Raw genomic sequence first — 13,078 nt, 5'->3', positions numbered from 1 at the left:
CGGCTTAACTGCGATTCGTTTAGAAAGGGTTTTGTCAGGACAGGAGTTCAGCCATGGCCGCGCCGGAGATCGCACAACTCGCCGCCCGCATCGGCGCCATCGACACGGTCTATCCCGTGGGTCGCGTCGTCGGTCTGGCAGACCTGACCGTGACCGTCGCGGGCCTGGCCGACAAGGTTGGCCTCGGCGACCGGGTCCGCATCGTCAGCCGCACCGCCCGGCGGCTGGAGGGCGAGGTGCTGCGCATCAGCGGTGGGCCCGCGGGTGTGGTCGAGGTGCTGCCGGCCGAACCGCCCGCCGGCCTGTTCATGGGCGACCGCGTTCTGGTGCTCGGCCCCGCGCGCCTGTCACCCGACCGGACATGGCTGGGCCGGATCGTCGATCCGGACGGGCAGCCGCTCGACGGAGCGCCGCTGTTTCCGGGCCGCAATCCGCAACCGGTCGTGGCCGCGCCGCCGCCTGCCGCCACGCGGCGGGGGCTCGGCGGACGGATCGATACGGGTCTTGCCGCCTTCAACACCGTCCTGCCCATCGCGCGCGGGCAGCGGGTCGGGCTTTTCGCCGGATCGGGCGTTGGCAAGTCCACCTTGCTGGGTTTGCTGGCGCGTAACCTGGCCGCGGACGTGGTCGTCGTTGCTCTGGTGGGCGAACGGGGACGTGAACTGGGACATTTCGTGCAGGGCGTGCTGGGGCCGGACGGGATGCGCCGGGCGGTCGTGGTCGCGGCGACCTCGGACCAGTCGGCGATGCTGCGACGCCGCTGTGCGCTCAGCGCCATGACCGTGGCCGAACATTTCCGCGACCGTGGCCTGCACGTGCTGCTGATCGTCGACTCCATCACCCGTTTCGCCGAAGCGCATCGCGATATCGCCCTCGCCGCCGGGGAGGTTGCGGGTCCGGGCGGCTTTCCGGCCTCCATGCCGCAGCAGATCATGGCTTTGGCGGAACGGGCCGGGCCGGGGGCCGGGGCCGCGGGCGACATCACGGCTGTGTTGAGCGTGCTGGTTGCCGGGTCGGACATGGAAGGGCCCGTGGCCGACACCCTTCGGGGCACGCTGGATGGCCATGTGGTGCTGTCGCGGCGGATCGCGGAGCGGGGGCGCTATCCCGCCATCGACCTGCTGAAATCCGTGTCGCGAAGTCTGCCCGACGCGGCGAGCGATTCCGAGAACGCGGTGATCGGTGATGCCCGTGCGGTGCTCGGGGCCTATGAACAGGCGGAACTGATGATCCAGTCCGGGCTTTACGTCGCCGGGGCAGACCCCGTGACTGACCGGGCGATCCGCTGCTGGCCTGCGCTCGACGCCTTTCTGGGCCGCACGCGGCGGGAAGGCGTCGCGGACAGTTTCGCGGCACTTGCCGCCGCGCTCGGGCATGACGCGGTCCCACCCGCCACGTGATGACCCGCGCCTTGGGGCGGGAACAAAACAAGAATATACTGTAGCCGGGATGCCGGGAGAATCGCGTGCCGCCGCCATTTGCCGAACTTGATGCCCTGTCCAACTTCACCTTCCTCACCGGGGCCTCCCACCCCGAGGAATACGTGACGCGCGCGTCGGAACTGGGCATCGAGGCCATCGCCTTCGCCGACGTGAACACGGTCGCGGGGTTGGCGCGGGCACATGTGGCGGCGCGCGACATCGCGGCGGACGTGGCGGCGCGTGCGATGGCCGTGGCGCGCGACGGCCCGGTGGGGCCGCCGGTGCCGCCAGGCCACCCGCACCGGCCCGCGCCATTGCTGACCACGGCCCCGCGGCTCCTGCCTGCCGCACGGCTTTGCCTCGATGACGGGTTGACCGTCACCGCGCTGCCGCGGGATCGGGCCGGGTGGGGGCGGCTTTCCCGGCTTCTGTCTCTGGGAAAGCTGCGCGCGCCAAAGGGCGACTGTTACCTGGCGCTCGACGATCTGTGCGACTTGGGCGCGGGGCTGGAGCTTGTGCTTCACCCGCCACAGGCGCTTTCGCTGCCGCGCGGCGCGGGGGGGTGGCTGTCACGGGCGCAACGGCTGACGCGCCGCTTCCCCGGTGCGGTCTGGCTGTTGATGGTGCCCGCCCATGACGGGCGCGACGCGGTGCGATTCAACGCGCAGGCGGATCTCGCCGCAAGCCTCGGCGTGCCGACCGTCGCCAGTGCCGGGCCGCGGATGCATGTCGCGCGTCGCCGTCCGCTCGCCGACGTGCTGACCGCCATCCGCACCGGCACGCCCGTGGATCGGCTGGGTCGTGCGGCGCTGTCCAACGGCGAAGCCCGCCTGCGCAGCGCCGCCGACCTGCGCCGACTGTTCGGGCCGCACGCCGCGGCGGTGGACCGCACCGCGGATCTCGCCGCGCGCTGCCGCTTCGCGCTCGACCAGTTGCGCTATGACTACCCGTCCGAAGCCGACCCCGGCGACAGCGCCGATGCGCGGCTCGCACGGCTGGCGCAGGCAGGACTGGCGCGGCGCTATCCCGGCGGCGTCCCGGCCGGGGTCGCGGCCCAGATGCGCCACGAGCTTGACCTCATCGCGAAGCTGTCCTTCTCGCCCTATTTCCTCACCGTCCACGACATCGTCGATTTCGCGCGCAGCCGCGGCATCCTGTGCCAGGGGCGCGGATCGGCGGCCAATTCGGTGGTCTGCTACGCGCTGGGCGTCACCTCGGTCAGCCCGGAAATCGGCACCATGGTGTTCGAACGCTTCGTGTCCGAGGCGCGCAACGAGCCGCCCGATATCGACGTGGATTTCGAACACGAACGGCGGGAGGAGGTGATCCAGCACATATACGACCGCTACGGGCGCGACCGGGCGGGGCTCTGCGCCACGGTCATCCACTACCGCGCCAAGCGGGCGCTGCGCGAGGTCGGGCGCGCCATGGGCCTCAGCCCCGACACGGTCGCCGCGCTGGCGGGGCAGGTCTGGGGCTGGGGCAGCGGTGCGCCGGGCGATGACCGGCTGCGCGAACTGGGGCTGGACCCCACCGACCCGTGCCTGCGGCTGACGCTTGACCTGGTGAACGAGATCGAAGGCTTCCCGCGGCACCTCAGCCAGCACGTGGGCGGATTCGTCATCACCGAGGGACGGCTCGACGAACTGGTCCCGATCGAGAACGCGGCGATGGATGGGCGCACCGTGATCTGCTGGGACAAGGACGATATCGACGCGCTGGGCATTCTCAAGATCGATATCCTTGCCCTCGGGATGCTGTCCTGCCTGCGCCGGGGGTTCGATCTTCTGGCGCGGCACGGGCTGGGCCGGTTCGATCTGGCGTCGCTGCCGCAGGAGGACTCGATCGTCTACGACATGCTGGGCCGCGCCGACAGCCTGGGCGTGTTCCAGGTCGAATCCCGCGCGCAGATGAATTTCCTGCCCCGCATGCAGCCGCGCTGTTTCTACGATCTGGTGATCGAGGTCGCCATCGTCCGCCCCGGCCCGATCCAGGGCGACATGGTCCATCCCTACCTGCGCCGCCGCAACGGCGAGGAGGCCGTGACCCTGCCGTCGGACGCGCTGGGCAAGGTGCTGGGCAAGACGCTGGGCGTGCCGCTCTTTCAGGAACAGGCGATGCAGATCGCCATCACCGGTGCAGGCTTCACCCCCGAAGAAGCCGACCGCCTGCGCCGCTCGCTCGCCACATTCAAGAAACATGGCGATGTAGGCGTGTTCCGCGACCGCTTCCTGCGCGGCATGGCGCGCAACGGCTATGACGCGGATTTCGCCGCGCGCTGCTTCGGCCAGATCGAGGGCTTCGGCAGCTACGGCTTTCCCGAAAGCCACGCGGCGAGCTTCGCGCTCTTGGTCTATGCGTCCGCGTGGATGAAATGCCACCACCCCGGCATCTTCGCCTGCGCGCTGCTGAATGCCCAGCCCATGGGGTTCTACGCCCCCGCGCAGATCGTCCGGGACGCGCGCGAACACGGGGTCACGGTGCGCCCCGTCTGCATCAACGCCAGCGGCTGGGACAACGCGATGGAGCCGGACGAGCGCGGCGGGCTTGCCCTGCGGCTGGGGTTCCGGCAGGTGAAGGGCGTGGGCGCGGACAGTGCCGAATGGATCGTCGCCGCGCGCGGCAACGGCTATCGCGGCGTCGATGATGTTTGGCGCAAGGCGGGCGTGCCCCCGCGCGACATCACCGCGCTGGCCGAGGCGGATGCCTTCGCGTCCCTCGGGCTGTCGCGCCGCGATGCCCTGTGGCAGGCCCGCGCCATCGGCGGTGCGCGCCCCTTGCCACTATTCGACGACATGGACGGCGAAGGCGGGTTTGAGCCGCCCCCGAACCTGCCCGCCGCAAGGCTGGGGGAGGAGGTGGTGGAAGACTACCTGCGCCTGCGGCTGAGCCTGCGCGCCCATCCCGTGGCGCTGCTGCGCGCGGCGCTCACGCCGGGGATGTGACGGCACGCCAAGCCGGCGGCTGCCAGAAACAGGGCCAGCGCCCGACCGGCAAGAGCCCGCGCCGCGTCAGAGCCGCGCGAGTAGCTCGGCCTTCTTCGCCTCGTAATCCGCGTCGCTCAGGATGCCCTTGGCGTGCAGGTCGGCCAGTTTCTCGATCAGCGAGAAAACCTCGTCGCTGCTCATGCTCGGTGCGTTGGCCTGCGCCGGCTGCGGGGCGGGCTGCGGGGTCGGTTGTTGGACCGGTTCGGGTGTGGGCTGCGGCGCGGGCGACGAACTGCCCGGCGACACCACCGGCAGGTCGGCCACGCGCACGGTGCCGTACTGGCTGGTGAAGGTGATCGACTGGTCGCCGCCCTGCTGTTGCGAGAACCCGCCGATCTGGTGATCGCCGATGTCATAGACCGTGATCTGCCCGTTCACGTCGATCGCGAGCCGTCGCACATGGGGAAAGACCGCGTAGCGCAGGTTGTTCTGCGATCCGGTGGAGGACGGTGAACCCAGCTCCGACGGCCAGGACGACCCGCCGCCATACCCGCCCTGCATGGAAAAGCTCGTGCCGCCATAACCGCCAGAGGACTGGCTTTGCGACTGGCTGGAGGCGGGCCGGTATTGCGGCTGCGGCGCGGGCGGGAACATCTGGCTTTGCGCCAGCTGCGACGACAACTCGCCGCAGATGTTCGACACGGTGTATTTCAACCCGTTGTTGAACATGTCGCCGACCATGGTCATGCCGCCTGACGACCACTGGCCCATGCCGCCCAGTTCGGGGTGCGAGAACTGGGCCTGTGTGCCGCCGCCGTTGTTCACGGCGATCAGCAGGGTGATGACGGCGTCCTGGCTGACGCCGTAGCGGTTGGAGATATCTGCGACCACGGACTGGCCATGGGGGGTGAGCGGGTGCATCGCGATGGGACTTTCGGATTGAGATGCCCGGGGAATCCGGGTGTTGCCCCGCGTTTACCACGAACCGACGCGCGCAACCATCGCCGCACGGCGCATGGCCGCCATGTGGCTTTCCTGCACCGGGCCTCGCACGTTGCGCCATCGCACGGGCAGAGGTATCCGGGGACATTCGGGGAGGGAACCGCGATGGGACTGGACATGACCCTGCCGCCGCGCGATGCGGCGCGCATGGCCGCCGCGCTGGATACGCTCGCGCAGGACTTCGGGCCGCGCTGCCAGACTGGGGCGGCGATCCGCGACCAGCACGGGCACACCGCGACATGGATGGCGACCCAGCCACCCGATGCCGTGGTCTGGCCGGAAACCACCGCCGAGGTGCAGCGTATCGTGCGGGTCTGCGCCGCGCACCAAGTTCCGGTGATCGGCTTCGGCGCGGGCACCTCGCTGGAAGGGCACGTGAACGCGCCCGCGGGCGGGGTCTGCGTGGATTTCACCCGCATGAACAAGGTGCTGGCGGTGCATGCGGCGGACATGGACTGCACCGTCCAGCCCGGCGTGACCCGCAAGGCGCTGAACGCCCATCTGCGCGACACGGGCCTGTTCTTCCCGGTCGATCCGGGGGCGGATGCCAGCCTGGGCGGCATGGCGTCGACCCGTGCGTCGGGCACCAACGCGGTCCGCTATGGCACGATGCGCGACGCCGTTCTGGCGCTGGAGGCCGTGCTGCCCTCGGGCGAAATCGTGCGCACGGCGCAGCGCGCGCGCAAGACATCCGCGGGGTATGATCTGACGCGGCTGATGGTCGGGGCAGAGGGGACGCTCGGCCTGATCACCGAGCTGACCCTGCGGCTTCACGGCATCCCCGAGGCCATGTCGGCTGCGACCTGTTTCTTTCCCGACGTGGATGCGGCTTGCAACGCGGCCATCGCCACGTTGCAATACGGGCTGCCAGTGGCGCGCATGGAGCTGCTGGACGCGCTGACCGTGCGCGCGGTGAATGCCTATTCGCATCTGTCCCTGCCCGAAGCGCCGCTGCTGCTGCTTGAATTCCACGGGTCGGAGGCGGGCGTGGCAGAGCAGGCCGCCGCATTCGGCGACATCGCGGCCGAGTTTGGCGCGAACGGCTTCGACTGGACGACGCAGGCGGAGGACCGCGCGCGACTCTGGCAGGCGCGGCACGATGCGTACTGGGCCTGCCACGGGCTGCGGCCGGGGTTGAAGAGCATGTCCACCGATGTCTGCGTGCCGATATCCGAGCTTGCGACCTGTGTGGCCGCAGCACAGGATCGCGCGGCCGGGCTGGGCTTCGCCGCGCCGATCCTTGGCCATGTCGGCGACGGGAATTTCCACGTGCTGGTGCAGGTGGACACTGACGATCCCGCCGAGGTCGCGCGGGCCGAGGCGTTCACCGGCTGGCTGGCGAACCTCGCCATCGCCCATGGCGGCACTTGCACGGGCGAACATGGGGTCGGGCAGGGCAAGGCAAAATACCTGGAACGCGAGTTGGGCTGTGGCGCGCTGTCGATGATGCGGGCGATCAAGCGCGCGGTGGACCCGGACAACATCATGAACCCTGGCAAGGTCTTCGCGCTTGGGAACGACTGACGCCCGGCACTGGCCGAACGGGGCTGGACAGGGACCGCGAGCTGCGGGACAACACCGGCTGCACCCGCGCCCGAGGCCCCCCATGCCCGAAGCTCTCAGCCAGGAAATGACCGCGCCTGCGCGCGCGGCTCTGATCGACGCGCAGGGCGTGTCACTGTCCCGTGACGGGCGGCGTGTCCTTGATGCTGTGGATTTCCGGGTGGACCGGGGCGAAATCGTCACGGTGGTCGGCCCGAACGGGTCGGGCAAGTCCACGTTGATGCAGGTGCTGATCGGCGCGCTCAAGCCGGATGCGGGGCAGATCCTGCGCGCGCCGGGGCTGCGCCTGGGGTATGTGCCGCAAACGCTGCATATCGACGCGACCATGCCGATGCCCGTGGGCCGGTTCCTGTCGCTGCCCCGTCGCCACGCCGCGGTGGCGCGCGCGGCGGCGCTGGCGCGGGTCGGGCTGGAGCCGGAGGTCGAAGCGCAGCCGATGTCGGCGCTGTCGGGTGGGCAGTTTCAGCGCGTGCTGCTGGCCCGCGCGCTGCTGATGGCGCCGGATCTACTGGTGCTGGACGAGGCGACGCGCGGGCTCGACCAACCGGGCACCGCCGCGTTCTACCGCATCGTGGAGGATCTGCGTCGCGAACTGGGCTGCGGCGTGGTCATGGTCAGCCACGATCTGCACGTGGTGATGCGCGCCTCGGACCGGGTGGTCTGCCTGAACGGCCATGTCTGCTGCCACGGCACGCCGGAAATCGTGGCGAGCGCGCCGGAATACAGGGCACTTTTCGGCATGGGGACGCAGGGCACACTCGCGCTGTATCGCCATGACCACGATCACCGGCACGACCATGACGCTTCATGCGCCCACGACATCGCGGGCGGTGGCGATGCTTGACGATTTCCTCGTGCGGTCGGCGCTGGCGGGGCTGGGTGTGGCGCTGGCGGCCGGGCCGCTCGGATGTTTCATCGTCTGGCGGCGAATGGCGTATTTCGGCGATGCGACGGCCCATGCGGCGCTTCTGGGCGTCGCGCTGGCGTTGGTCCTGTCGGTGTCGATCTTCGCCGGCGTGCTGGTCGTGGCCCTGGCGCTGGCATTCTCGGTCACCGGGCTGTCGGCGCGCGGCTATCCGATCGACACGGCGCTCGGGGTGTTCGCCCATGGCGGGCTGGCGGTCGGGCTGGTCGTCGTGTCACTGCTGCCCGGCGCGCGCGTCGACCTTATGGGGCTGCTTCTGGGCGATATCCTTGCAGTCGGAAAGGGCGACCTGGCGGTGATCTGGGGGGGTGCGGCGCTGGTGACGGGGCTTCTCGCGTGGCGCTGGTCGGCGCTGCTGACCGCCACGCTGAACGCCGACCTGGCCGAGGCGAGCGGCATTCACGCACCTCGCGAAACGCTGCTGCTGACAGTGGCGCTGGCCATCGTCGTCGCCGTGGCCCTGAAGGTGGTAGGGGCGCTGCTGATCTCGGCCATGCTGATCGTGCCCGCGGCGACGGTCCGCCCGCTTGCCCGGTCGCCTGAAGCGATGGCGATGCTGGCGGCGAGCACCGGCGCCGTCGCGGCACTGGGCGGCATCGCGCTGTCCTATCAGGCGGATACCCCGACCGGGCCGACCATCGTGGCGCTTGCGACCGCGATGTTCGCAGTGGTCTCCGTGCTGACCGGCCGACGCTGAAGCCCTCGCGCGGTCCGGGCCGCGCAAATGTCAGGTGCCTTGGGCGGAAGACGTGCGCCGGGCAAGTCCCCGGCGGCGGCGGCTCTGGTCGAGCACCGATCGGCCCCAGAACACGGCCAGCAACCAGCCGGCCACGAACCCGCCGAAATGGGTTTCCCAGGCAAGCTGCCCCTGTAGCAGAAGCCAGAAAACCAGGTTGTAGGCCACCAGGAACACCAGTGCGCGCAGCGTCACCCAGAGCGGATCACCATGGTACCGCCGGTCGAGATAATCCCAGCAGATCCACACACCCAGAAGCCCGAACAGCGCCCCGGACGCACCGACCATGGGCGCCCCGCTTTCCGAGAACAGCCCGAACCCGACCGCACCGCCAAGCGCGGAGACCGCATAGACCACGAGAAACCGTTTCTGCCCGACCCGGTTCACGATGGCCGTTCCGAAACTCAGGAGCGCCACCATGTTCACGGCCATGTGGATGACGCCGCCATGCAGGAACGCGTAGGTGCCGAACATCGTGACGGGCTGGGCCGCGAAGAGAGGCTGTGAGTCCAGCAGCAGCGGCTTCCAGAACGCGCCGAGTACGTAGACCTTGCTCCGCAAGCTGCGGTCAGCCCACATCCCCGTATCCGCCGCGAAGAGCACCAGTTCGACCAGTATGCAGACTGCCGCGATCACTAGGACGGTGAGCGGCAGTCCGTGGAACATGTAGCGTTGCGACGCGGGTCCTTTGCGTTCGGTTTCGGTCAATGCAACCATTTACTCCGGCACGTAACGGGGCATCACGCGGAGCGCATCGGCCATGAAGGCCTGCAACCGTGCGTCTGCCGCCTGCTCGGTTTCGTCCTCGCTGATCGGCGTCACGAAGCGGATCAGCGCGCCGTCGCGGCGCCCCTTGGTCCAGCTGTCATAGACGACGGCGATCTTCGTGAGGAAGTCGTTGGTCATGCGCTTGCCGCGCTGTTCGAACCAGTAATAGACGAGCTGCTTGTTCACGCCCTTCTGAATCACGGCCCGGTTCAGTTCGAATGTCCCATAGACGGTGTCGGGTATCGTCACTTCGTAGGGGGCGATGCTGAACACCTCCCAGCCGCCAACGGGCAGACAAACTTCGGGCGAATGGATGCCACTGCCATCGGCCTGATCATCGTAATAGGCCACGAACAGGTTCACGAACCCGTCTGTGCCGCGAAAACTGGCCGCGATGTAATCGTCGGCCGCAAGCGTCCGGGCCACGGCGGGATCAAGCGACTCGAAGGCCCCGTAGCGCCCCCCGACCTCGCGCGGGAAGAGCATGAACGGGGTGCGGTCTGGCAGTGCGGTGGGTGGCGCGGGAAACAGCACCAGTACGGCGCTGAACGCGGCGCCGATCAGGGCCCCGGCGGCGAGCGCCGCGGAGGGGCGGATCGCCAGCACGCGCGCCGAAATCGGGCCAAGCCCCTCGGTGTCGAGATCGATCGCTTCGCTGAGCGGAAGCGGATTCGGTGTCAGTCGTTGCAGTGCTATGGCCATCACGAACAGGATGCCGACGCAGGCGAGGAAGATGACCCAGCCTTCGAAGAAATGCAGGAAACCCTCGGCCTGTTCGATCCCGTAGAAATTCACGAGGATGCCGATGACGCCGATCCGGAACGAGTTCATGAACACCGTGATCGGAGCCGCCGATAGCAGCAGCACCGCCTTGTGCCACATCGGCCCGCGATACAGGATCGCGAACAGATAGCTGAAGGACAGGATCGGGAAAAGATAGCGCAGGCCCGAACATGCTTCGGCCACCTGGAGCTTGTAGACCCCCAGATCGATGATGTTGCCGTCGAGGTAGACAGGAATACCCGCCGCATCGATGAACCAGACACCGATCACCGACGACACGCCCTGAAGGAAGATCGTGAGCTGCCAGTACAGGAATTGCGGCAGCGGCAGCATGAAGATCAGGTGCAGAACGGGCGCCCAGTGCGTCTTGCCCCGGTCCCAGCCGAAGCAGACCAGCACGAGCCCCATGACCCAGACGATAAGGGCATAGGCGACGATGTCCGGAATTTCCACGAGATTGCCGACGAGGCCGAGGCCCAGCCCCAGCGACGCGACCACGATCCCGGGCCAGCGCACGACGCGGGCCTGCGGGTCTACCGGGGGCGCCTTGCGCAATTCGCGCAGGAAAAGATACAGCGAGATCACGGGGATCAGGGGGCCGTGGCTGTACTCGGGCGTCGCCCACGCGGAGAAAAGCGACTTCAATCCGAACTGGAACACCGTGAATGCGCTGACGATGAACAGCACGAACAGCGCGAATCCGAGCGGGTTCACCGAGATCGGACCGCGGAAAAGGCGCGATCCCTTGAAATTTTCTTGAAGGCTCATCCGAACGACACCCTATATAACCAGAAATCCAGCGCATCCTACACAAGCTCGGTTTCGGATGCACTGGAATTTACGGCTGCTTACACGCAGACGTGTTGGATGATTAACGGCTTGCCTGAAATCTGCGTTCCAGCCCGACGAAAACGGAGTTCGACAGCGACTCTTCGTCGATCTCGTTGCTGCGATACCTGTACCGGTAGCCGAAATTCGCATTCCAGTCTTCCGTAAGGGCGTGGTTGAACTGTGCCGTGACGTTCAGCCGTTCGGTGCTTTCGTCGCTGTCGTCATCGATACGCTGCAGACCGCCCTGCACCGTCAGCCCGATCGAGCTGGTACGGGTCAGGACCCGTTCCACCCGTGCAAGCGCATTGGTGTTCAGAACGTTGCGGCCGTCGTCGTCCGTGGCGGCGTTCTGCGTGAGGCCGAGCGTGAGCTGCGTGTCGCGTCCGGTAAGCTGGTAGTCGATGCTGCCGACCGCGCGCGGGTCGGTATCCTCGTTGGTCGAAACGCCAAGGGATGCGGTGATCTCCGCGTTGTCCCAGGCAACGGTCTTGCCGTAGGACAGCGTGTAGCGTTCGCCGTTCTCGTCCAGTGTCGTTGCGAAGGACAGGCTGGTCTGGCCGCGCCGTTCGTCGAACACCACGCTCACATCGCCGACGATGCCCTCTTCGGTCTCGTCGCGCGTGGTTCGGTCCGTCTCGACCCGCGAATACCCGATGCGGGCGGTCAGCGTGGCCCGCTGGTTGATCTGGCCCACCATCCCCACATCGGCACGCCAGCGATTGCGTTCGGTTTCGGTGTCGTCGTCGATATCGTCCCGCCCGACGCTGGCGCCGGTCGTCAGGCGCAGGATCGGTGACAGGCGGAACCCGACCTCTGCGCCGAGATTGGCATTGCGGCGGTCGTTGAGGTCGGGATCGGACGTGTCTTCGTAGCTGATGTCGCTCAGGCTTCCGAAGCCCGTCAGGCTGATCGGTCCATCCTGGTTGAGCGCAATGTTCGCGCGCAGCCGGACGCTGTTGCGCGTGCCGCCGCCCGACGTATCGTCGAAATTCCCGTCTTCGTCGAGATCGCTCAACGGGTCGAAGAAATCGAGATCTGCCCGTTGACCGACCACGGAGAACCCGATCTCGCTGTCATCCACGGCGCGATCATAGGCGAGCGACACGATGGGGTTGTCTGCGGACGTGTCCGTTCCGCTACCCGGAAGATCCGCCACGCGCAGAACGCCGGAAGCGTCGAACGCCAGCTGGTCCACGGACGTGCTCGCGCGCAGCCCGGCCCCGATGGTCGTATTCCACAGCACCGAGTCGCCGGCGGAATCGTCACGCAGGTCGTAGTTGTCGTTGAATTCCAGTTCCGTCGAGATCCGAGCGGTCGTGACGGTGCGCGCGGCTTCCTGCGCGTGAACCGAAAGCGTGGCGACCGTGCCCGCAAGCCCCGCCGCGATGATTACATTGCGTTGCCGCACGAACCGGACCTCCGTCACTCGAACAGGCGGCGTTCGGGAACGAGGATCACGTCTCCGTCGCGCAGTTGGGCGTTGCCCGAGATGCGGGCGCCGTCGCCGGCCGCGCGCAGGTTGAAGGTATAGATCGCCTCTTCGCCGGTGCCCGGATCGGTGCGGCGCAACTGGATGCGCTTGGTGGCGGCAAAGGGCGTGAAGCCGCCCGTGGATGCGAGCGCCTGAAGGAAGGTGATGCCGCGTTCGAGTTCCTTCTGGCCCGGCGCGTTGACTTCGCCGATCACGAAGACCGTGATGTCGGAACCCGGCGTCGGCGGGCTGCTGAGCTGCGCGATCGACACGAACACGGTCGGCGGTGCAGCGAAATTCGGTGCAAGCGCCTGGGTGAGGCTTTCCTGAACCTGCGCCACGGACCGGCCCGCGGCCCGGACCGTGCCGGCAAAGGGAAAGGTGATGTTTCCGTCAGGCAGAACGAGCGAATTGCGGTTCAGGCTCGAGTCTTCCAGCACCTCGATGGAGACGACATCGCCGACTTCGAGACTGTAGGACTGGGCGTGGCTGAGCGTTGCGGCGAACAGTGCCAGGATGGTGGCGAACAGAAATCGCATTGTCATTGCCTTTCGAATTTTCAGCCCGCCCCGTGTCGCGAGCATTCACGCGGACGTTAGACACAGCCGCCGGCGGCCCAAAAGCGAATTCTTTCGGCGTCGCGTGCTTTTC

11 protein-coding genes are annotated in these 13,078 nt (G+C 67.8%); 5 read left to right on the top strand and 6 right to left on the bottom strand.

Annotated features, from left to right (window positions below; all coding sequences use genetic code 11):
* The first annotated feature begins 53 nt into the window (after window positions 1-53).
* Together DDE13_RS05410 and DDE13_RS05405 are read left to right on the top strand one after the other, a co-directional pair.
* Entirely contained in the window at window positions 54-1,400 is a 1,347-nt protein-coding gene (locus DDE13_RS05410; protein WP_111402220.1) for a FliI/YscN family ATPase, read from the top strand.
* A 65-nt stretch (window positions 1,401-1,465) separates the two neighbouring features.
* On the top strand, window positions 1,466-4,366 hold the full coding sequence (locus tag DDE13_RS05405) for an error-prone DNA polymerase (protein WP_111402218.1): 2,901 nt from the start codon (window positions 1,466-1,468) through the stop codon (window positions 4,364-4,366).
* Between the two features lie 66 nt (window positions 4,367-4,432).
* Here DDE13_RS05405 and DDE13_RS05400 read toward each other — a convergent pair whose 3' ends face one another.
* Window positions 4,433-5,269 carry an SHOCT domain-containing protein gene (locus tag DDE13_RS05400; protein WP_111402216.1) on the bottom strand — a complete coding sequence of 279 codons (837 nt, stop codon included), beginning with the start codon at window positions 5,267-5,269 and terminating at the stop codon, window positions 4,433-4,435.
* 186 nt (window positions 5,270-5,455) lie between these two features.
* Between DDE13_RS05400 and DDE13_RS05395 the strand changes: the two genes are divergently transcribed.
* A complete protein-coding gene (locus DDE13_RS05395; protein ID WP_111402214.1) occupies window positions 5,456-6,874 on the top strand; it encodes an FAD-binding oxidoreductase in 1,419 nt (472 codons plus the stop codon).
* Here DDE13_RS05395 and DDE13_RS23715 read toward each other — a convergent pair.
* Window positions 6,834-6,977, bottom strand: coding sequence for a hypothetical protein (locus DDE13_RS23715; RefSeq protein WP_369333206.1), 144 nt, complete (start codon window positions 6,975-6,977; stop codon window positions 6,834-6,836). The genes DDE13_RS05395 and DDE13_RS23715 overlap by 41 nt on opposite strands.
* Between DDE13_RS23715 and DDE13_RS05390 the strand changes: the two genes are divergently transcribed.
* Both DDE13_RS05390 and DDE13_RS05385 read left to right on the top strand, forming a co-directional pair.
* The gene (locus DDE13_RS05390; RefSeq protein WP_235868595.1) at window positions 6,957-7,757 is read left to right on the top strand and encodes an ATP-binding cassette domain-containing protein; all 801 of its coding nucleotides are present in this window, start codon (window positions 6,957-6,959) and stop codon (window positions 7,755-7,757) included. The genes DDE13_RS23715 and DDE13_RS05390 overlap by 21 nt on opposite strands.
* Window positions 7,750-8,535 carry a metal ABC transporter permease gene (locus DDE13_RS05385; RefSeq protein ID WP_111402328.1) on the top strand — a complete coding sequence of 262 codons (786 nt, stop codon included), beginning with the start codon at window positions 7,750-7,752 and terminating at the stop codon, window positions 8,533-8,535. Before DDE13_RS05390 ends, DDE13_RS05385 begins: the two co-directional genes overlap by 8 nt.
* A 30-nt stretch (window positions 8,536-8,565) precedes the next feature.
* Here the strand turns inward: DDE13_RS05385 and DDE13_RS05380 are convergent, their stop codons facing one another.
* From DDE13_RS05380 to DDE13_RS05365, 4 genes are all read right to left on the bottom strand, one after another.
* Window positions 8,566-9,291 (bottom strand): rhomboid family intramembrane serine protease, encoded by a 726-nt coding sequence (locus tag DDE13_RS05380; protein ID WP_235868594.1) that lies wholly within the window; start codon window positions 9,289-9,291, stop codon window positions 8,566-8,568.
* The gene (xrtD, locus tag DDE13_RS05375) at window positions 9,292-10,893 is read right to left on the bottom strand and encodes a VPLPA-CTERM-specific exosortase XrtD (protein ID WP_111402212.1); all 1,602 of its coding nucleotides are present in this window, start codon (window positions 10,891-10,893) and stop codon (window positions 9,292-9,294) included. It abuts the gene before it with no gap.
* 103 nt (window positions 10,894-10,996) lie between these two features.
* On the bottom strand, window positions 10,997-12,364 hold the full coding sequence (locus DDE13_RS05370; RefSeq protein ID WP_162630868.1) for a hypothetical protein: 1,368 nt from the start codon (window positions 12,362-12,364) through the stop codon (window positions 10,997-10,999).
* A gap of 14 nt (window positions 12,365-12,378) precedes the next feature.
* Entirely contained in the window at window positions 12,379-12,966 is a 588-nt protein-coding gene (locus DDE13_RS05365) for a polysaccharide biosynthesis/export family protein (protein ID WP_111402208.1), read from the bottom strand.
* Window positions 12,967-13,078 lie beyond the last annotated feature (112 nt).

The organism is Meridianimarinicoccus zhengii (assembly GCF_003254465.1).
In the GTDB taxonomy this organism is placed as follows: Bacteria; Pseudomonadota; Alphaproteobacteria; order Rhodobacterales; family Rhodobacteraceae; genus Meridianimarinicoccus; species Meridianimarinicoccus zhengii.
This window is presented reverse-complemented; position numbering and strand designations above follow the sequence as displayed.